The organism is Pontibacter sp. H249, assembly GCF_037892465.1.
GTDB lineage: Bacteria > Bacteroidota > Bacteroidia > Cytophagales > Hymenobacteraceae > Pontibacter.
In genome coordinates this window covers 34,380-54,108 of the sequence record NZ_JBBKTR010000004.1, presented here as the reverse complement: position 1 = coordinate 54,108, position 19,729 = coordinate 34,380, and the positions used below count along the sequence as shown (strand labels likewise).

14 protein-coding genes are annotated in these 19,729 nt (G+C 43.0%); 6 read left to right on the top strand and 8 right to left on the bottom strand.

Features of this window, described 5'->3' with window-relative positions; all coding sequences use genetic code 11:
• The first annotated feature begins 338 nt into the window (after nucleotides 1-338).
• The 5 genes from WG943_RS07025 (at nucleotide 339) to WG943_RS07005 (ending at nucleotide 5,963) form a co-directional block, all read left to right on the top strand.
• Nucleotides 339-2,060 carry a L,D-transpeptidase family protein gene (locus tag WG943_RS07025; protein ID WP_340407748.1) on the top strand — a complete coding sequence of 574 codons (1,722 nt, stop codon included), beginning with the start codon at nucleotides 339-341 and terminating at the stop codon, nucleotides 2,058-2,060.
• 38 nt (nucleotides 2,061-2,098) lie between these two features.
• Nucleotides 2,099-2,635, top strand: coding sequence for a plastocyanin/azurin family copper-binding protein (locus tag WG943_RS07020; protein ID WP_340407747.1), 537 nt, complete (start codon nucleotides 2,099-2,101; stop codon nucleotides 2,633-2,635).
• A gap of 564 nt (nucleotides 2,636-3,199) precedes the next feature.
• On the top strand, nucleotides 3,200-3,628 hold the full coding sequence (locus tag WG943_RS07015) for a helix-turn-helix transcriptional regulator (protein ID WP_340407745.1): 429 nt from the start codon (nucleotides 3,200-3,202) through the stop codon (nucleotides 3,626-3,628).
• A 110-nt stretch (nucleotides 3,629-3,738) separates the two neighbouring features.
• Complete coding sequence (locus WG943_RS07010) at nucleotides 3,739-5,091, top strand: DUF2254 domain-containing protein (protein ID WP_340407744.1); 1,353 nt, start codon at nucleotides 3,739-3,741, stop codon at nucleotides 5,089-5,091.
• Nucleotides 5,092-5,132: 41 nt separating this feature from the next.
• Nucleotides 5,133-5,963 carry an ion transporter gene (locus WG943_RS07005; RefSeq protein ID WP_340407742.1) on the top strand — a complete coding sequence of 277 codons (831 nt, stop codon included), beginning with the start codon at nucleotides 5,133-5,135 and terminating at the stop codon, nucleotides 5,961-5,963.
• A gap of 19 nt (nucleotides 5,964-5,982) precedes the next feature.
• On the opposite strand, the gene alr is transcribed toward WG943_RS07005, so the two are convergent.
• The 5 genes from alr to WG943_RS06980 form a co-directional block, all read right to left on the bottom strand.
• Nucleotides 5,983-7,134, bottom strand: coding sequence for an alanine racemase (gene alr / locus WG943_RS07000; protein ID WP_340407741.1), 1,152 nt, complete (start codon nucleotides 7,132-7,134; stop codon nucleotides 5,983-5,985).
• Nucleotides 7,135-7,140: 6 nt separating this feature from the next.
• On the bottom strand, nucleotides 7,141-8,295 hold the full coding sequence (locus WG943_RS06995; protein WP_340407739.1) for an amidohydrolase: 1,155 nt from the start codon (nucleotides 8,293-8,295) through the stop codon (nucleotides 7,141-7,143).
• Nucleotides 8,296-8,470: 175 nt separating this feature from the next.
• Nucleotides 8,471-12,742, bottom strand: a complete 4,272-nt coding sequence (locus WG943_RS06990; RefSeq protein ID WP_340407738.1) for a PAS domain S-box protein — start codon at nucleotides 12,740-12,742, stop codon at nucleotides 8,471-8,473.
• A 196-nt stretch (nucleotides 12,743-12,938) separates the two neighbouring features.
• Nucleotides 12,939-14,297 (bottom strand): sigma-54-dependent transcriptional regulator, encoded by a 1,359-nt coding sequence (locus tag WG943_RS06985; RefSeq protein ID WP_340407736.1) that lies wholly within the window; start codon nucleotides 14,295-14,297, stop codon nucleotides 12,939-12,941.
• Nucleotides 14,298-14,520: 223 nt separating this feature from the next.
• On the bottom strand, nucleotides 14,521-15,357 hold the full coding sequence (locus WG943_RS06980; protein ID WP_340407735.1) for a DUF1206 domain-containing protein: 837 nt from the start codon (nucleotides 15,355-15,357) through the stop codon (nucleotides 14,521-14,523).
• A 267-nt stretch (nucleotides 15,358-15,624) separates the two neighbouring features.
• On the opposite strand from WG943_RS06980, the gene WG943_RS06975 reads away from it, so the two are divergent.
• Nucleotides 15,625-16,209: a DUF4136 domain-containing protein gene (locus WG943_RS06975; protein ID WP_340407734.1), complete on the top strand. Its 585-nt coding sequence runs from the start codon at nucleotides 15,625-15,627 to the stop codon at nucleotides 16,207-16,209.
• Between the two features lie 52 nt (nucleotides 16,210-16,261).
• On the opposite strand, the gene WG943_RS06970 is transcribed toward WG943_RS06975, so the two are convergent.
• The 3 genes from WG943_RS06970 to WG943_RS06960 form a co-directional block, all read right to left on the bottom strand.
• The gene (locus WG943_RS06970; RefSeq protein ID WP_340407733.1) at nucleotides 16,262-18,262 is read right to left on the bottom strand and encodes a cation:proton antiporter domain-containing protein; all 2,001 of its coding nucleotides are present in this window, start codon (nucleotides 18,260-18,262) and stop codon (nucleotides 16,262-16,264) included.
• Nucleotides 18,263-18,515: 253 nt separating this feature from the next.
• A complete protein-coding gene (locus WG943_RS06965; protein ID WP_340407732.1) occupies nucleotides 18,516-19,178 on the bottom strand; it encodes an HD domain-containing protein in 663 nt (220 codons plus the stop codon).
• A gap of 40 nt (nucleotides 19,179-19,218) precedes the next feature.
• The gene (locus WG943_RS06960) at nucleotides 19,219-19,704 is read right to left on the bottom strand and encodes a hypothetical protein (RefSeq protein ID WP_340407731.1); all 486 of its coding nucleotides are present in this window, start codon (nucleotides 19,702-19,704) and stop codon (nucleotides 19,219-19,221) included.
• Nucleotides 19,705-19,729 lie beyond the last annotated feature (25 nt).

Genomic DNA, 19,729 nt, shown 5'->3' with positions numbered 1-19,729 from the left:
TGTACTAAGATAGGCATAAATTAAGCCATTTGGCAAACTGAGAGGCTGAGATGGGTTACTCTTAAGGGTGTTAAGTGGCTTTTTATACTTTCAATTACCCTGTTGCACGTATAAATTAATAACGAAAGGCTATGGCCAAAAGCTATATCTCTAATTATAACATTTTGTACTGTTTTAAAGTACATATAGCTAGAATATCTATATAACAATAATCTGGATGCATTAATTGTATTAATCTAATAAATTAATTGTGTTAAAAAATCAGTTAGGTTGCTAACGGCAGCTGTACTGTGTATCTAAATAAATATCATATGTACCCTTATCATATAAAATCTACATTGACTTCCCTACTTGCACTAGCAGTGGTGTTTGTATTTGCAGGCTGTAATAACTCTAATAATGAATCTGAAGCCGGAGAGGCTGAAGGAACAGGTTTGTTGGATAGACTAAAAACGCTGCCACAGGCTAAAACAGATAGTTTATACATAGAAGACTATCTGCAGCAGCAGCCAACCTTTAACAAGCACGCTGAACTGATGTACTTGTTTTACGGAGACAGGGATTATGAACTTGCCTGGTTTCGGGATAATGAGCTCGTGCCGGAAGCTGAGAAATTTCTATCTGTAATAGATCAGGCATCTAAAGAGGGGCTTCAGCCTAAAAATTACAAAATTGTTGCTTTTGACTCTTTGTTTAAAGCCTATGAAGGCATGGGCAGGAGAGACTCTGCTCGTTTGGAGCTCCAAAAGAAAATAGACCTGGCACTTACCGGCTCATACTTTAACTACGCTTCTGACTTTTACAGGGGAAGAGTTAATCCGCAGGAAGTAGGCAGTGTTAGCTGGGATGTAAAAAAGAACAAGATTAAACTGCACAAGGCATTACAGACCATTTTAAAGGAGCGGGATAGCACCTATCCCTACTATGAGTTTGATGCGTTGCACGCTGGATATGCGAATTTGCGCAACGCCCTGGCAAAGTATAGAGCGATTGAGGAAAAGGGTGGATGGCCTAAAGTAGAATTAGGTAAGAGAAAATCGCTGGCTAAAGGCGACACGGCAGCGGCAGTTGTTACCCTTCGCAAACGCCTGAACCCTGAGCAAGCTATTAATGGGTCGGATCCGAAAATGCGCCTGTTTGATGAGAACCTAGAGAAGCAGGTTAAGAAGTTTCAGATGCTGCACGGCCTGGCAGAGGATGGCTTGGTTGGTGGCAATACTCTTAAGCAGCTTAACGTGCCGATTACAGACCGTATAGATCAGATAATGATTAATATGGAACGCTGGCGCTGGATACCAAAACGTATGGTGCCAAAGAGCCTTGATCAGAAGTATATTTGGGTTAATATACCAGAGTATAAACTGTACATTTACGAAGATCCTGAAAACGACCCGGAGGCGGAGCGCAAATACCAAGAGGTAATGAATATGCGTGTAATTGTCGGAAAGACCATGAACTCTACACCAATATTCAGTGATAAGCTAGAGTATGTGGTTATGGCACCTTACTGGAACGTACCAAACAGTATTGTAGAGCGGGAGATTAAACCAGCCATTCTTCGTAATTCTAATTATCTCGCCTCTCAGAACATGGAGGTAGTTACAAAAGAAAAAAATCCAAAGCAGATAGACCCTTCCTCTATTGACTGGGGAAATGTAACGGAGAAGAACTTTCCGTATATGGTAAGGCAGCGCCCCGGTTCAAAAAACTCTCTAGGAGATGTAAAATTCCTGTTCCCCAACGAGTATAATGTTTACCTGCACGACACACCTGCTGATGCTCTGTTTAGCCAAAACCAACGTGACTTTAGCCATGGTTGTGTAAGGCTTGAAAAACCAATAGAACTTGCCAAATACATGGTGGCAGATATGCCGGAATGGAACGAGAATCGCATCCGGGAAACAATTAACGGGGGAGAAGAAACCTGGGTAACCTTGCCAAAGCGGGTGCAGGTGTACATTGTATACTTTACCAGCTGGGCCGACGAGCAGGGCAATGTTCACTTCAGAGATGATATTTATGGCCACGATAAGAAACTGGAACAGGAGTACTTTGGGTAGGCTTGCCTATTAGCCCCATATTCAACATAAATTGAATCATGAGAAAGCTAAGTTTAATACTCTTTATATTCAGTGCCTGCTGGTTTGTTGGCTGTAATTCTGGTACCGGCCCAGCGGGTACTGATGAAGTAGTAAGCACTGCTGATACTTCCGGTGCCGCACTGACAGAAGAAGAGCTAGACACAACGCTTCAGCATGTAGAGGAGATAACCATAAAAGCAATAGGCAACACCCTGGAAGAAATGTCTTATGACCAGGACACAATAGAAGTTAAACCGGGCACATTGGTAAAGCTTACTTTGATAAACGAAGGTACAGAACAATCAATGATCCATAACATAGTGTTTACCCAACCAGATAAGTATAAACTTGTGGCATTGGCAGGAGCCAAGGTGGGGGCTCCAGGAAATTACGTACCGGAAAGCGAGGTAGTGTTAGCTGCATCTCCACTAGCTTTACCCGGGCAAACTGTAGAACTAGAATTTACTGCTCCCACAGACTCCGGCATGTACAGCTTTGTTTGTACCTATCCTGGCCACTGGCAAAAAATGAATGGCGTGTTGCTGGTAAGGTAAAATCTTCAGGATCAAGTTTAAGGTTTATGATGGCTTCTTAAAATGTATAAAGTACAATTCAATTTCTTCATTGCACTAAAATCCTTTGATGGAACAAACAGCAACATAAATAGCACTGACTCTTTATAGATTTTATTGAGAATGTATTAGCATACACTATTAATGTAACATCAATAAGTAAAGTGCTGTAGCATAACAAATTAAGGCTTTGTGGATAACTCGGTTTATCCACAAAGCCTTTTTTTTATCTGCCAGGCTGTCAGGGTAATACTTAACTGCTATACTTCAAGCTAGAACATAAGAGCTTGATTAATAAGTGATAATAATATATACCCTTAGTTTAAATGGAAATTAATATACTGTTTACAAATGTATATACAAATGTAAATTGAGTATTTTTAATTGATTATAAATATTATAAAATATTAAGCATTTGATTAATAAGGTATATATCTTAAGTTTTTATTTAAGTATATGTTCTGATATTGATGAATGATTTTCAAAAGTATAAGCACAAAGTATTACATTTGTATATATTTATGTAAACACCTTATATTACATTATATGACGGAGCGTATCAAGAAAATAATGGAATTTGTGAGTATGAGTTCAACACAGTTTGCTGATCATGTTGAGGTACCAAGAGCTGTTATGAGCCACATTCTCAGTGGTAGAAATAAACCTAGCCTTGAAGTAGTGACTAAAATTGTAGCTGTATTTCCTGAGATAGACTTAAGATGGGTGTTGCTTGGTGAAGGGGATATGCTAAAACAGTTAGCACCAGTTGTTGCACCTGTAAATAAGGCACCTAATTTAGCAATTGATAGCACACAAACAGATAATCCAGCCAAATCCACGGTTAATGATGTGGTTAAAGTACAAAATGAAGATAAAGCCGAACCTGCTATTTCTGACGCTGAAAGATCCGAAAAAACTATTGAGCAGATCGTGATTTTCTACAGTGATAAAACATTTATGGCCTACAAACCATAAAAATTGTTGCTGTTTACAGGTAAAATTAGACTACAAATACGCTTCTGCTAAACTTACTAAAGCTTGCATGAGTACATCTAAATTAAATTGCATGCAGCAACACCTGGCAGATGAAGAAAATCTACAGCAAAATTAGATTTGCATATTACTACATTGTGAACAGTATAGGGTTCTACCCAACCCTGATTTCCTTTTGTTTCGCGTTACTGGCTTTGGTAATGCTATACCTCGAAACCCTGGGTATAAGCAAGGTTCTAAAAGATGACATATCATTTGTGATCATCAGCAACAGCGAAACCGCCAGGTTGATACTTAGTTCTATCACAACAGGCATTATATCCCTGACAGTTTTCAGTTTTACCATGGTTATGCTGGTGCTTAACCAAGCCAGTTCCAACTTTACGCCTAGGGTAATTCCTGGTCTAATCTCCTATAAGTCTAACCAACGTGTAATGGGCCTTTACCTGGGCACCCTCATCTACACGCTGATTGTCATGGTAAATGTGCATTCAGATTATTATGGCATCCCGTTGCCGGGCTTCTCCATATTTCTAGCCATGTGCTTTACCATTCTTTGCCTTGGTTTCTTTGTATACTTTATACATTCCATCTCTTTATCTATACAGATAGAAAGTATACTTGAGAGTATTTATGAGGTGACGCGTGAGAAACTTAAAAATGAAATAAAGCACGATGGAGGTGTGGTTCTAGAAAGGCCTGGTGCAGGTGGGCAGTGGTATCCGGTACTGAGCAGCCAAACTGGCTATCTTCAAAGTATGGAGACTGAAAGTGTTCTGGAACTGTGCAAGAAGTATGGGGTGGTGCTTTGTTTTGAGCAGCCTTTAGGTAATTTTATTATAAATGGTATTCCCTTCGCAAAGGTGAACAAGATGCTTCCGGATGCTGAAGAGTTTAGAGACGCGCTTTTCGTGCACCTTAACTTTTACCGCGAAGAAAGACCCGATGTAAACTATCTTTTCGGCTTCAAGCATATAACTGAAAGTGCTATCAGAGCCCTGAGCCCTAGCCTGAATGACCCTGGCACCGCCATCAAGGCAATTGACTACCTCACTGACCTCTTCGTACTCCGGATGCAGCTGACAGATGAAAAAGTGCTTTGTGATAAGGACGGGGAAGGACGTGTTATTTTTCTGCAGGAAACTTTTGAGCATTTGATGGATTTGTGCCTCAGCCCGATCAGGTTGTACAGTAAAGAAAGTTGTGTTGTTGTGCTTCGTATACTTTACCTATTCCGTAGCCTGCTTTTTAAAGTGGAGAAGCACCCTCACCTGAAGCCTGTTTTATATAAAGAGATCCTGGTTTTGCTGCAGGACGCTGATAAGGGAATAATGAACACATCAGACCGGGAAAGAGTGAATGTTCAGGTAAAAGAACTTAACCAGATGCAGGTGCTGCAGAAAAACTTACAGTTGTTAAGTATAAAGCCTCCTGCCCAAGATTAAGTATATTGCAGCTTTGAGTATAATATCACACGGTATAAAACATGGCTGTAGCAAATAAGGAAAGTTTGCGGAAGAGGATCTATAAGATCATTTTTGAGGCAGAGACACCGCTTGGCAAGGCTTTCGATATCTCACTATTGGTACTAATCCTCAGCAGTGTAACAGTAGTTACGCTGGAGAGTGTGGTGGAGCTAAGGCGCAATTACTTAACACTGTTTATAGCGCTGGAGTGGATTTTTACCATTATTTTCACCATAGAGTACTTCTTGAGGATATACAGCTCACCTAAGCCATCTAAGTACATATTTTCTTTTTTTGGTATTGTAGATTTACTTTCAATCATTCCTACTTATTTAAGCCTGATTATACTTGGCTCACAGTACTTCCTGGTGATAAGAGTGCTGCGCCTGTTGCGGGTGGCACGTATTTTTAAGCTTACCCGTTTTATAAACGAAGGGCAGGTGCTTTCAAAAGCTTTGAGAGCGAGTGTAACAAAAATTATGGTGTTTCTGGGGGTAGTGCTGACGGTAATAGTAATTGTAGGCTCAGCTATGTATATTATTGAGGGAGCTAAAAGTGGATTTACCAGCATACCCATAAGCATTTACTGGACCATCGTTACCCTGACCACAGTAGGATATGGCGATATAGCTCCACAAACTCCATTGGGACAGATACTGGCCAGTTTTATCATGATTATGGGTTACGGTATCATAGCGGTGCCTACCGGCATTGTATCAGTAGAGCTGGCAAAAACGGAAAGAGATGCTTTAGCTTTAACTAAAGTATGCCCGAACTGTCACAAAGAAGGGCATCTACCCGAGGCTAGTTATTGCTTTAACTGCGGGTACCACTTCAAAAGCTTTAAATAATTTATCACTTCCGCTCATTTTAATCTACAATTAGGCGGGGTATGTTTAGTGGTAGGCGGGTGAGTAGTTCATAGTTTAGTTGCGTGCTTAGTTCTGCAAATGAGGCCACACTTATACTTTGGTCTTTCTGCTTGCCAAGCAGTACGACTTCATCGCCCTGAGTTACATCGGGTATATCTGTCACATCCACTGTAAGCACGTTCATGCTCACTATACCAACCACTCCTGCACGATGGCCTCTTATCAGCACCTGCCCCTGGTTACTTAAGCTCCGGCTGTACCCCCAGGCATAACCTACAGGCACGATGGCCAAAACCATGTCTCTTGGTGCTTTAAACGTGGTGCCGTACCCAATGTAGTCTCCTTGCGCTACCTGCTTAAGGGTCATAATCCGGCTTTTCCAGTTAATCAGGCGTTGCAGCGGGTCATTTTGTTCTTTGTTTTGGCTAGTGTAGTAAGTATAAGTTTCGGGGCTGGGCCAAAAGCCATATTGCATAATGCCTACACGCACTAAATCAAAACGGCTTTGAGGATAGCTTATGGTAGCAGCTGACGATGCCGTATGCAGTTGCTCTGCCTGTAAACCCGTTGCCTGTAGCTGCTTTACCTGCTCTATAAATCGCTCAAGCTGGGCTGTTACCCTCTGATGGTTCTGAAAGCTCTCGGCACCGGCAAAGTGCGTACAAATACCTTTTAAATGCACATGATCACTATAGTTGTTAAGCAAGGTTTGAACAGCAGGCAGGTAACCAGTGTCAAAGCCTGTTCTGTGCATTCCGGTTTCAAGTTCCAGGTGTATGACAGCTTTCTTGCCCAGCGCTTTGGCAGTTTTGGCAGCAGCCTCTAGTCTATCCGGCTCAAAAACAAAAAACTCCAACTCGTGCTGTATAGCCCATTCCAGTTCATCATTGTCTAGAAAGCCCATTATAACAATGGTGGCTGGTTGTAGCAAAGCAGCATACAGTCGCTGTGCCTCATCTGCGCTGAAAACGGAGAAATGGTCTACGCCGCATTGCTGTGCAAGAGAGCCAAACGGTTCTATGCCGTGTCCATAGGCGTTGCCTTTAATTACGGAAGAAAGCTTAACACCAGGCCCAATCTGTTGCTTTAAAAAGGTGATGTTATTTTGAAGTGCTGATTTACTTAACTCAATATAAGAACTGTGAAACATAGTGTGTTATCCATTCATGATGTCAGCTGCGATAGTATAAAATAAAGCAGCGCCAGTAGGTATAAGCTGGTCTGGGAAATCGTAGTTAGCATGGTGCAGTTGAGGGTGATGCATACCTGCACCCAACCCGAACATTGCCCCTTTATACTTCTCTGTAAAATACCCAAAGTCCTCAGACCACTTAAACGGATGTACGGCCTGCTGCACATCTAGTTCTAGCTTTTGCGCTGCCTTTGTTATAAGCGTAACAGCAGTATCATCGTTAACAGTAGCCGGAAATTCTTCTGTAAAGCTGATGTCAAATGTTAGGTTATACTTTTCTGCAGTGTCTTTTACAGTTTTTGCTGTTATATTTTTAAGCAGGTTTAAATCGGCTTGTTGGTAGGAGCGGAGGGTGGCCATTACGGTGGCAAAACCTGGGTTAGTGCCAAACGCAATCTCTCCTAATCTGGCGTGAATGACGGTAAGCAATGTAAGATCCTGAAAGCGGCTTTTTTCAAGTATGATATTATTGAAGGCAAGTATAAGTTCTGCCATTGCTTGTCCGGGGTTAACTCCGTTTTCGGGCTCCGCTGCATGCGACGACTTACCATAAAGCGCTACAACCATACCTGTGGAGGCAGCTGCAAAGGACTTAGCACGTGTTACAACCTGGTTCTCCGGATAGCCTGGTAGGTTATGCAGTGCAAAAACAAAGTCAGGTTGAAGGCCCTGAAACCTCTCGTCATTTAAAACTGCATAAGCACCCTGGCCTGTTTCTTCAGCCGGCTGAAATAGAAGTATAACTCTGCCTTTTGTGAGAGGCTTATGAGAGAGCAGTTGTGCCAGGCCTGCTAGTATAGCGGTATGCCCATCGTGCCCGCATTTGTGGCTGACGCCTGCTGTGCTAGATGTATACTTTAGGTTATTGGTTTCCTGGATTGGTAAAGCATCCGTATCTGCCCGGAATAGTACTGTTGGGCCGCCTTCTGTAGTGCCATTAAATACAGCTATCACACCCGTGCCACCAATTCCGGTTAATACAGTATCTGGTTTAAACTGAGCCAGAAAGGTTTCAATACGTTTAGCGGTTTCAATTTCTTTGCCCGACAACTCCGGGTGCTTGTGCAAGTCATGCCTGAAGGAAACGATCTGGTTAAGGTCTGGGAGTGGGTGTTGCATAGTGTTTTATTAAGGAATAACAGATGCAGGGCTGTATTCTTTGCTTCTGCTCTATTTTGGGCTATAGAGAATTGCTGGTAAGTATAAAAATGAAAAGCTTAGCGGTAAAAAGCAAAGTCCCTGTACCAGTATGTAGTACAAGGACTTTACGATGGTTTTTAACTATAGTTAAATTTTATACTTCAGATCTCATTTGCTCCAGTACCTTATGCATAACTTCATTTAAAACAGCAATTTTTTCAGTTACCTCCTCCAGGTTTTCCTGTGTTTTCGCATCCGACTCAATTTGCCGGATCACCTCCTTCAGCTTTTCGATGCGCAAAGTATCAATTGTAGACTTTAGTTTATGTGCAGCGGCACTCACACCGGCCCAATCGTGCGTAAGCTGCTTCTGGCTTATATCATCTAAGGTTTCAGGTACGGTACTTAAAAATAGCTTTTTAGCGCGCTGTATAAACGCCTCGTTACCCCGCGACATCTTGTGCAGCATGGTCAGGTCGTATAAAGGTTCAAGGGGAGTAGCCACTTCTTCCTGTTTATCTGTTGGCACTATATGCTCACTCTTTACCAGTTTGTGTAGCAAAGCATTAGCTATTTTAAGATAAAGCTCTTCTTCCTCAAAAGGTTTAGAAATATAGGCGTTCATTCCCACGCTAAGGTATTTTTCAGCATCACCTTTTAGGGCATTGGCTGTTAAAGCTATAATGGGAACACTGGATTTAGATTTATCTGAATTTGATCGGATGCTGTGCGTGGCGTCTATTCCACTGAGTTCCGGCATCTGAATATCCATTAAAATCAGATCATAAGTGTTTTTCTGAGATAATTCCACGGCTTCTCTTCCATTATAGGCAACATCAACATCAAAGAGCCAACCCTCCATAATCGATTTTGCTAAGAAAATATTTACTTCGTTATCTTCGGCTAAAAGCACCTTTGTGCCTTTCAGGCTGGTAAAGTCTATGGATTCTCTCTCTGGCTTTAAAAAATCGCCTTTTTTATACTTTGTATAAGTTATCACAAATTTAAAGGCGCTTCCATTACCTTCTTCGCTCTCAACCCAAATCTTACCACCTTGCATTTGTACCAGGTTTCGGCAAATGCTTAAGCCAAGGCCTGAGCCACCATACTTACGGGTAGTGCTTGAGTAAGCTTGTGAAAACCCTTCAAAGATATACTCCATTTTATCGGGAGGTATGCCAATACCTGTATCTGATACAGTGAACTCAAGTGTCAGTTTGTCTTCTGTTTCTTCTAACACCTGGCTGCTTAGAGTAACATTTCCATTTTCAGTGAATTTAATGGCATTGTTAAGCAAGTTTAAAAGCACCTGGTTAAGCCGGTATGGGTCACCGTTCAATATCTGGTGTTCCAGTTGCAGGGGCTTTAACTGGTATATCAGCTCTTTTTCCTCTGCTTTATAAATCAATGTCTGGTAGGCAGCCTTTATTGTATCGGTAATATCAAAGGGAATTTCTTCCAGTTCCAGCCTTCCGGCTTCTATCTTAGCGATATCTAGGATGTCGTTAATGATCACGAGCAGGTTATCTGCAGACTGCTGAATGATTTTGATATAGTTCTTCTGTACTGGGTTCAGCTGGCTTTTATTTAAAAGACTGGCCATGCCCATAATACCATTCATGGGGGTGCGGATTTCATGGCTCATGTTAGCCAAAAAATTCTCCTTTACCCGCGCCGATTCTTCTGCAGCTTCTTTGGCTCGTTTCAGCTCCAGTTCGGTATGCATTCTGTCGGTAATATCCTGGGCAATACAGATAATATATGGTTCGGTGTCAGGCTCCTCTACCTTATAGTTTTTGTAAAAAAGGTAACGTTCCTCTTTGTCTTTGTCCAGTACGGTAAAAACGCCCTCTACATTGTTCTTTTGCCTGAACTCCTTAAGGTAAATGCTGAAGTTAACCTGATGGTGCTCCGGCAGGAACGATATCAGGTTATGGCCTACCATCTCCTCAGTTGTATAACCCAGCATTTCGAGCATGTAAGGATTTACCTCCTGCAAAACACCCTGCATATTATGTGTGCAGAAGTAGGCTCGGCTATACTTTATAAGGTCACGGTATTTTTTTTCGCTGGCCTTTAACGCTTCCTCTGCTTTTCTTCTTTCTGTTATGTCACGAACAGCCGACTGTATTTTGGAGACCTCGCCTGCAGCATTGAATATGGGTTTTAAATTGGTTTCTACCCACTGCTCCGTACCATCTTTGCGGTTAAGCCTATGCTGTATTAAAACGTTTTTATGTTCAAGCAGATACTGCACATTAGCCTTGCTTTTAACTAAGTTAAGGTCTTCCGGGTGAATTATATCCAGTGGCATCTGGCCGATCAGTTCCTCCGGTTCGTAGCCTAGCAATTCTTTACAAGCTTTGGAAATATAAAGATAGCGGCCATCCGGCTCGTGCAGACTTATCAGGTCTTTGGAGTTCTCTGAAAGTAGCCTGAAAAGTTCCTCGCTTTCCTGTAGGCGCTGCTTGGCCTGGCGCTGCTCTGTGATGTTAGTGGAGATGCCCAGTACCTGTACTTCGCCGGTATTCGTTAACAGTGGTTTTTTTATCGTGTTAAACCACATAACCTCACCGTTTTCCATTGTAAACTTTTCGTCTACTCTAACTTCGGTGTTAAGCTCAATTACTTGTTTATCAATAGTGCTATAAAACTCAGCTTCCTCTTCAGATGAGTAAAGACTGGAGGCGGAGGAGCTTACTATTTCATCCACGGATTTGCCAAAAAGCCTGGCACACTCGGCATTTGCCAGCGAAAACTGCCCAGTTGCATTTTTAACAAAGATCAGGCTGGGGCTCGTGTCAATTACCTGCCTGATAAATTCATTTTTTTCTTTTACCTGAACAGCGGCATTGCGCTCCTCTGTAGTATCCCGGATTATAGTTAATACCTCGTTTTCACTGTACTTTAGCAGTCGGCCTTCGTAATAGCGGGTGCCCTCCTCAAAACTTAGCTCGTACTCCAGTTTCTCTGACTGGCCTGTGGTTATAACGCGCTGCAGCTTATTCATAACCATGGTAGACAGGTGCTGTGGCAGCAACTCGGTTACATAGCTGCCAATCACTTGCTCTTTTGGTACAAGCATGTGGTATTGCACCACATTGTTCATGTCTACGTAGCGGCCGTCACTGTCAATGATAAACATCAGATCGGGAATAGCAGCAAGTATAGCTCTATTCTTTGCCTCACTGGCTAAAATGCTTTCCTGTACCTTCCTCAGCTCCGTTATATTAAGGCCGTGCCCGATTACGAGTTCCACCTCATTATTGCTGTTAAGCACGGGGTTCAGCCTTCTCAAAAAATGCTGTTCCGTTCCAGATTTGTTCAGCAAGGTTTCTTCGAACTCTACCTGCGTTTTTAGCTCTAGCGCTTGCTGCAGGTGTTTGCTGCGCTGCTGCATTCTTTCTATAGGTACACCACGGTGCCGACTATAGTCTTCGTTGGTCTTTCCGATTATCCATTTACGTAGCTCCGGGTCTTTTACAGCTGCTGGATTCAAGAAAACATACTCCAGTTTATTGTTATACACAGCAACGTCGGAGGGTATGTGGTTCAGGATAGCTTCGTAAAAGTCTTTTTGGCGTAGTAGCTCCTTTCGTTGCTTTTTAAGGGTGGTAATATCGCCGGCAGAGCCAATAATCTGCTTAACCTGCCCGTTTGCATTTCGCCTGAATACGCTTTCTCTACAAAAAAGAACCTTGGTAGTACCGTTTTTACACCTAACGCTATATTCTACTTCCTTAACATCTCCGTCTGCAGCATGGCGCATTTTATTTACGTGCCGGTACAGTCTTACAGTATCTTCCGGAAGTATAATTGTGCGAAGCATGTCTCTGGTAATAGAGGCTACATCAGCATCAGTGTATCCCAACACACTTTTAATGTGTTCATTTAAGTATACATTCTTACTTTCCTCCAGATCATATATATAAAGAATGTTAGGGATAGTATGCGCTACGTTATTGATAAAATTTCTGCTCTCCTGAAGTGCCTTCTCTGATTTGCGTTGGGCCATAAGGTCTGCCATATAAATGGCATAGCCATTGTCGGAAGGGAGTGGGGCAATAAAAAGATGATAGTGGTTTTGATCAAACTGTACCTGCAGTGGGATATTATCAGTGCTGTTAAGCTTCTGTGTGTTTAGCTCTAAAAGTTGCGCTAATTCAGTTTTGCTTTCATCTGGAGTAGTATTCAGAAAGCTCTTACCAGCCTCGTTTACTCCAGATACTGTGCCTGCTGTGCTATACTTAAGTAAAATGGCTGAAGAAGGGAGACCATTGTGTGTGGGTGCTCCGGAAGGTTCCTGCTGCATTAGTGCTCCAATTAAAGAAGCTTGTGCGATGGCTACGCTTTCAGCGGCTTGCCTCGCAGCCTTTTCTAATTCTAGCTGCTGCCGCAGTTCCGCTACTTCCTGACCTATTTCCATTCAAGTGAGATTAACGTGTACAAGATAAACCAATTGTATGGCAAATGATTCAATTTAAAGTATGTGACGCAATTTTGTTGCATTAACCCATTTTGGCATCGGTAAAGTATAATTGTCTGCCTCCAAAGGCTGGTCAAATAACAAGAACTAAAGCCCCAGCTTTTGGCTGAGGCTTTAGTTCTTGTTATTTGATTTCTTAGCGCAAAATCAACTCATTATTTTTAATCATCCTGTAGATGGTAGACTTACCGATGTCTAACTTATCAGCTACGTACAATACATTGTAATCATACTTCTCCAGGAATCGCTGAATAATTTCGGTGGTATATTCCTTCAGTGTTCGCTCTGTTGACAGGAAGTCTTTTTGCGTGTTGCTCGCAGTGAGGTTAATATCATGCTCCTGTATCTGCTCTTCATCAGACAGCACCACCGCTAGTTCCACAACAGCCTTCAGCTCGCGCACGTTGCCAGGAAAAGAGTAGGAGACAAGCTTCTTCTGTGCCTTCTCAGATAGGCTTTTTCTGAGTAGGTTGTTTTCTTTAGCAAACGCATCGATAAAGTATTTGGCCAGCACCAGTATATCGCTGCCTCTTTCGCGGAGTGGGGGTAATAGTAAAGGCAGGCCCAGTAAACGGTAGTAAAGGTCTTCTCTAAAAGTGCCTTTCTTTACTTCTTCGGCCAGGTTTTTATGCGTAGCTACAATAATGCGCACATCTACAGGCACCACACTATTACCGCCAACGCGAGTAATCTCTTTTTCCTGTAGTACACGCAGTAGTTTTGCCTGCAGGCTTACATCCAGTTCCCCAATCTCATCCAGGAAAATAGTGCCCTTGTTGGCCTCTTCAAACCTGCCTAACCTACGCGAAACGGCACCTGTAAAAGCACCTTTCTCATGTCCAAACAGTTCGCTCTCGATAAGCTCTTTAGGAATTGCTGCTACGTTTACGGCAACATACGGGGCTTTTTTGCGCGTGCTGTTGTAATGTATAGCCTTGGCTACAAGCTCCTTACCTGTGCCAGTCTCTCCGTTTATAGATACTGTTATGTTAGTTTTGGTGGCCTTGTCCATCATGGCAAACACACGTTTAATGGGTTCGCTGTTGCCAATGATTACTTTGCTGAAGTCATACTTTTGCCCGATCTCCTCGCGCAGCTGGCTGATCTCCTCGCGCAGCGAAACATTTTCACGGATCTTGTTAATAGTGTTCCAAAGGCGCTCCGGCGTTTCCTCGTCTTTCACAAGGTAATCGTAAGCACCTTTCTTTAACAGATCTACGGCAGTAGCCACGTCTTCCTGACCAGAAATGATGACCACCTGTGTGTCGGGGTTTTGTTCCTTTATACTTTTAAGTACCTCGTCTCCGTTCTTGTCGGGCAGCGAATAATCCAGCGTGATTACATTGGGGCGCTCGTACAGGCTGGCAAGGCACTCTTTAGCAGAATGAAACTTTTTAAGTTCGTAGTCAGGGTTCAGGGACAGATGATACTCCAGTAATTCGCTATACCAAACATCATCGTCCAGAATAAAAATCTTAAAGGGCGTATTTTTCATTTAAAAATTGCCACATAGTGTTTAGGCATTCAAAGATACTATTAATTGTATTTTGTGGCATTATTTTTAAAGAACAAATATGCTTTTATCTTACTTAAAGTAGAAATATCGAAAGGTAATTGTAAGTTGTTTACCTACAGGTTTATACTGATACTAAAGCAGTGAGAAAGTAAAAGTAGAAGAGTAGTTTCACGGGCACATCCTCTTTTATGCTAAACTTAAATCAGCTGGTGCCGATAGGCTGGTACTTGGCCCTCATAAACATAAAAGCGCCGTAAAATATAAGTCCCACGGCCACGGCACCTAACAAAAAAGACCCGTAAGAAGAAGTCTCTAAAAACTGGAAAGCCTGGCTGCTGCTACCGGCTTCTTGCGCGTTGGATGAAAGTGCTGCTTTAAGAAATAAGTAGCCGATCACGATCCAAACAACACCTCTTGCTATGTACCCTATTTTGCCCATGCGTACAAGTTTTGTCTCCATATCGTGCTTAAGGCCTGCTCCTTGTACATTTTTCTTATACTTATCCGATAAGCCATAGTAAATCTGGTAAAGCCCTATAGCCATGGTGCCTACAGCCAAAATACCAACTAGCCACTGTCCGAAAGGCTGTTGTAAAAGCTCTCCTACAAGCATTCGTCTGGAGCCGCCGCTACCCCCGTTGCCGCTACGGTTTCCGAGTACCATCTGGGCCGCCAGGAAAGCAAGTGCGCCATACACAAGACCGCTAAATACAAAGCGCAAGCGTTTTGCAATACCTTTGGCGTCGGTTCCTTTGTTATCTGTGTCTTTTATACCCTGTATCAGGCGCCACAAAGTATAGCACACAAGGCCTATGGCTACAATAGCCAGTAGCCACTTGCCAAAGGGCTGCTCCAAAATAAACTGGAATACACCTTGTTTCCCGGCGCTTTGTGTTGACTTTCTTCCTATTTCAAATGCAGCCATAAATGCGAGGGTACCTACCAGGCAATATACTACTCCTTTGGCAGCCAGACCGAAGCGGGCAAAGTTTTCCACCCATTTTGGCGGAGGTGACGGAACGTGCGATGATATGTTCATTTTTTTATTGCTATTGCATAGCTTTGTTTTACTCTCACATACACGTATTAGCTACAGTTGGGTTACTATTCTAAATCTAAATGTTCTGAATCTTTGGAAGGATAGTTATAGTAAATACAGGAGCCAAAGGCTGTGGTGTGTATTCGGTAATTAATCGATATGTTACTAAAGGTTTAGCATTTGAGACCTCAAGTATAGCACGTACCTTTGTCTTTTGGTTGGCTTACAACCACCAAATACCTCGTTACAGCATAAACCAGATAAAGTATGAGAATCTATCGCCTTTTAAATACAGCTGCCACTATTGTTTGTGTGTTACTCCTAAGTGCTTGTGTGGTTACTTCAGGTATAAAAAATACCAGCGCCATTGTTGCACCAGGGGCTAACACAAAATTATACCGCACTTATAACTGGTACCAGCCTGCACCTGCTGCCCCGGCTGCTTACGACAAAGGTTACAAAGCAGACCTGCACGAGGATGTAACTCAGGCAATAGAGGCGGAGCTGCAAAAAAAGGGCTACAGAAAAGTTAATGACAATCCTGATGTGTTGCTGGCTTACGATATAAGTGTGCCTGTACCACTAGAAAAAGATAACCCGGAAAACTTTGCTACCGGCTTCGGGTATAGTTACGGCTACATGAGTGGCTACCGCTACGATTATACAGATGCAGGACTTCCCGGTTATAGAGCAGTGGACTTGTTTAAGTCCGGCACCCTGATTATTGACATGATTAGCCCATCTACTAAGCAGCTTGTTTGGAGAGGTTGGACAGAAGGTGCCTTCAATAATTTTAGTGTAAGCTCTGGGAAAGTGCAGGAGGAGGTATCAGAAATATTGACCAAACTTTAGCGCTTTTACACCGGTAGCAAGCGTATGCTATGTTCACGGCTATTGCCGTTAGTTACTCTTTTCGTAGCTTCACGTTAAACTGCATTACGTCCTCTGGCTTGCCTACCACATACACAATATCATTGGTTTTAATGGTGGTGCCGGCGTTTATTTCCAGCAGCATTTTATCGTCTCGTTTAATAGCAACCACGGTTACATTAAACCTGTTGCGGATATTCGCATCAATAAGCGGTTTATCTACAAGATCTTCATCGGTAGTATAAACTCTCAGGCCTGCCACCTCAATGTCTGGCAGCTCCAGTTTCAGGTTGCTGAGCATGTTGCTGTCGCTGCGTTCGTTGTGGCTTCGCAGCATGTCATAGTTGTCTTCCCGGATTGTATTGGTAAAGGCCTCTATTTGGTCTCGGGGAATAAGGTAACGTGTTAATACTCTTGTAAAAATTTCGATAGATGTTTCCAGCTCTTCTGGGATAACCTCATCTGCACCAATCCTGAAGCTTTCTTCCATCTCCAGCACAAAGCGTGTTCTGGCTATAATATGTACTTTCTCGCTTATGGTTCTGATTTCAGAGATAGTCAGTTTTGTGGCAACAGGATCTGAAACAGCAATTACAACAACCCTGGCCTTATGTATATTTACATGCGAAAGAATGGTGCCATGCACAGCATCACCGAAAACTATCGGCTCACCTAAGGCTTTTTCTTTCCGGACGGTAACTGCATTTAACTCAATAATCACATAAGGTACTTTGGCATACCTGGCTGCTTTAGCCACATTTCGTCCGTTAATGCCATAGCCGATGATCACCACATGATCTTCCAGGTTTTCTAGTTCATCGTGAGATCCCGTTGCAGTGGGGGCAATTGGGTCTAGCTCTTCGCTGCGGCCAAAGCGGGTGATTAGCGCAGAACTTATCTGGTGGTAGGCACCTATTACAAACGGGGAAATGGCCATTGTTAGCAGCGACACAGACAAAAAGTACTGATATGTTTCCTGAGTAAGCACGCCATTGGCAATGCCTGTTTTAGAAAGTATAAAGGCGAACTCACCTACCTGAAAAAGAGACAAACCCACAAGTATGGATATACGCATTGGGTAGTTCAGAATGCGACCTGCAATTGCTGCCACAATGGCCTTTAGCAACATAGTTACGATGGTGAGCCCCAGTATAACCGGCATGTGCTGCAGCATAAACTCAAAGTTGAGGAGCATGCCAATGGATACAAAGAAGAAGCTTGTAAAAATCTCCCGGAAAGGCATGATGTTGCTGGTAGCCTGGTGGCTATACTCTGATTCTGAAATGATAAGGCCAGCTAAAAAAGCGCCAAGCGCCAGCGATAAGCCTAAACCGGATGTTAGCCAGGCCACAGCCAGGCAAATCACGACGATGCTAAGTATAAAAAGCTCTTTGCTTCTGGTGCGGGCTACTAAATAAAGCAGCTTAGGTACCAAATAGCGGGCACTAATAAGCACAAACACCACCACAAATATACCTTTCAAGCCCATCAGGAGTAGCTGCAAGCCTACATTTTGGGTACCGCCGGCCATCAAGGGTGTTAATAGCATCATCGGCACCACAATAATGTCCTGGAATATAAGCACACCCAGCACTACTTTGCCCTGCGGACTGTTAATCTCGCCTTTGTCCTGTAGTAGCTTAAGCACGATGGCTGTACTGCTAAGCGAGATCAAGAAACCCATAAACACAGCCTCGCCTAAGCTAAAATTCAGTATCAGCATTACACCGGCTATTAGTACAATGGTGGCTAATACCTGCGTGGTTCCGCCAATAAGTACCGTTCTTCTGATCAGGGCCAGGTTGCGAAGCGAAAACTCAATACCGATAATAAACAGCAGCAGTATAACGCCTATCTCCGCCAGCATCTCAATGTTATGGATATCGTCGATTAAACTTAATCCGTGGGGACCTGCAATAACGCCCGTAACCAGGAAACCGAGTATGGTGGGCAGCTTAAACCGCTGGAAAAACAGGATTACGACTACAGCCAGTCCAAGTATGATCGCGACATCAGAGAGTAACGGTATCTCCATAGGTGAGATTTAGAGGGTTCTTGCTTGTTAAGATGTATACTGGTTAAGTAAGTATGATAAAGATAAACATTTACGATAATTCCTTAAATAGGCATGGCTTATTAAGATGTTTACTTAAGTATAGGCTGACATTTAGTAGCTACCATAGAATGGAGTATCTTTAAGTACTGTAGTATTTAAACTTAAACTTTAAGTAGAAACGATAAGTAGCTTTACTGAAGGTTCATATCGTAGCCAATTATCAGTTAGCAGTTTATCGCTCACCTTCCCATTCCTGGTAAAACCGCTCCAGAAAATCTTCCATGTACCGGTGCCGGTCTGCTGCAATTTCTTTAGCAGTATGTGTATGCATACGGTTTTTCAGGAGTAAAAGCTTTTCGTAGAAGTGGTTTATCGTTGGTGCAGTGCTTGACTTGTAAGCCTCAAAGGAGTCGTGCATTTCAGGTTTTACATGAGGATCGTAAAGTTGCCTGTTCTTATGGCCGCCGTAGGCAAAGGTTCTGGCAATGCCAATGGCTCCGATGGCATCTAACCTGTCTGCATCCTGCACAATCTGGCCTTCTATACTTTGCATCTCAGATGTGGTTCCTGCGCCCTTAAAGGAAAGGTCTTTTATAATGGTGCAAACATGTTCTATATTAGTATGTGATAAGGTATACTTTTCCAGCCATTCCTTTGCCATGCGTGGCCCTACTGTTTCATCGCCGCTATGGAATTTATGATCACCTATATCGTGCAGTAGTGCCGCAAGTTCTACAATAAAGAGGTTTGCTTCTGCTTCCTTTGCTGCAATGTGCCGGGCATTATTCCAGACACGGTAGATATGCCACCAATCGTGTCCCGAACCCTCACCAGTTAGTAGTTCCTGTACATAGGCTGCGGTTTCTTGTATAATAGCTTCTTCTGTAGTAGTCATAGGGCATGGGTTAAGATGCCCAAAACTCTACATTTATTTTTTATGCATCAAGTAGCACGGCTGTAGTTTGAACGCTTTCTGTCTGAAGTTCCTGTAAGCTTACATGGTCCAGGAGCTGTTTCTCCAGCAGATTTGCCCAGGCGTTTAAGTATAAAACCACATCATCCCGCACGTTATGCCTGAGCGCTTTGGGAGTAGGAGAGATAGTACTTAGAACGTCCGGATCCGATAGTCGCTCCAGGTGTGCCAAATCATTTCGGGTAAATCCGGTCTCCAGCATCCTATCAATGACTACATCCAGGGGCAGGCCGCTTTCAGGGCAGTAGTCCCGTAATTGTTCTGCCCAGTCTCCGTAGCGTGTCATGGCTGCCTTGTGTATATCGCCTTTGCTATGCGTTGTAATTGTTTGCGCCAGGTGGCCGCAGTTGCAGCTTCCCATGTGGCCCCATTGGTACGGAGCGCCAGATGCTATTCTTCCGGCTGTTTCGCGCAATATCCTGATCGTCTTTATTGAACTTCTTGCCATAGTATCTTACTTTTGTTTCTCGGTT

Bases quoted from the DNA above. Each gene is read 5' to 3' on its own strand.
- WG943_RS07020 (WP_340407747.1), top strand. From the start codon at position 2,099: ATGAGAAAGCTAAGTTTAATACTCTTTATATTCAGTGCCTGCTGGTTT.
- WG943_RS07015 (WP_340407745.1), top strand. From the start codon at position 3,200: ATGACGGAGCGTATCAAGAAAATAATGGAATTTGTGAGTATGAGTTCA.
- WG943_RS07010 (WP_340407744.1), top strand. From the start codon at position 3,739: ATGAAGAAAATCTACAGCAAAATTAGATTTGCATATTACTACATTGTG.
- WG943_RS07005 (WP_340407742.1), top strand. From the start codon at position 5,133: ATGGCTGTAGCAAATAAGGAAAGTTTGCGGAAGAGGATCTATAAGATC.
- alr (WP_340407741.1), bottom strand. From the start codon at position 7,134: ATGTTTCACAGTTCTTATATTGAGTTAAGTAAATCAGCACTTCAAAAT.
- WG943_RS06995 (WP_340407739.1), bottom strand. From the start codon at position 8,295: ATGCAACACCCACTCCCAGACCTTAACCAGATCGTTTCCTTCAGGCAT.
- WG943_RS06990 (WP_340407738.1), bottom strand. From the start codon at position 12,742: ATGGAAATAGGTCAGGAAGTAGCGGAACTGCGGCAGCAGCTAGAATTA.
- WG943_RS06985 (WP_340407736.1), bottom strand. From the start codon at position 14,297: ATGAAAAATACGCCCTTTAAGATTTTTATTCTGGACGATGATGTTTGG.
- WG943_RS06980 (WP_340407735.1), bottom strand. From the start codon at position 15,357: ATGAACATATCATCGCACGTTCCGTCACCTCCGCCAAAATGGGTGGAA.
- WG943_RS06975 (WP_340407734.1), top strand. From the start codon at position 15,625: ATGAGAATCTATCGCCTTTTAAATACAGCTGCCACTATTGTTTGTGTG.
- WG943_RS06970 (WP_340407733.1), bottom strand. From the start codon at position 18,262: ATGGAGATACCGTTACTCTCTGATGTCGCGATCATACTTGGACTGGCT.
- WG943_RS06965 (WP_340407732.1), bottom strand. From the start codon at position 19,178: ATGACTACTACAGAAGAAGCTATTATACAAGAAACCGCAGCCTATGTA.
- WG943_RS06960 (WP_340407731.1), bottom strand. From the start codon at position 19,704: ATGGCAAGAAGTTCAATAAAGACGATCAGGATATTGCGCGAAACAGCC.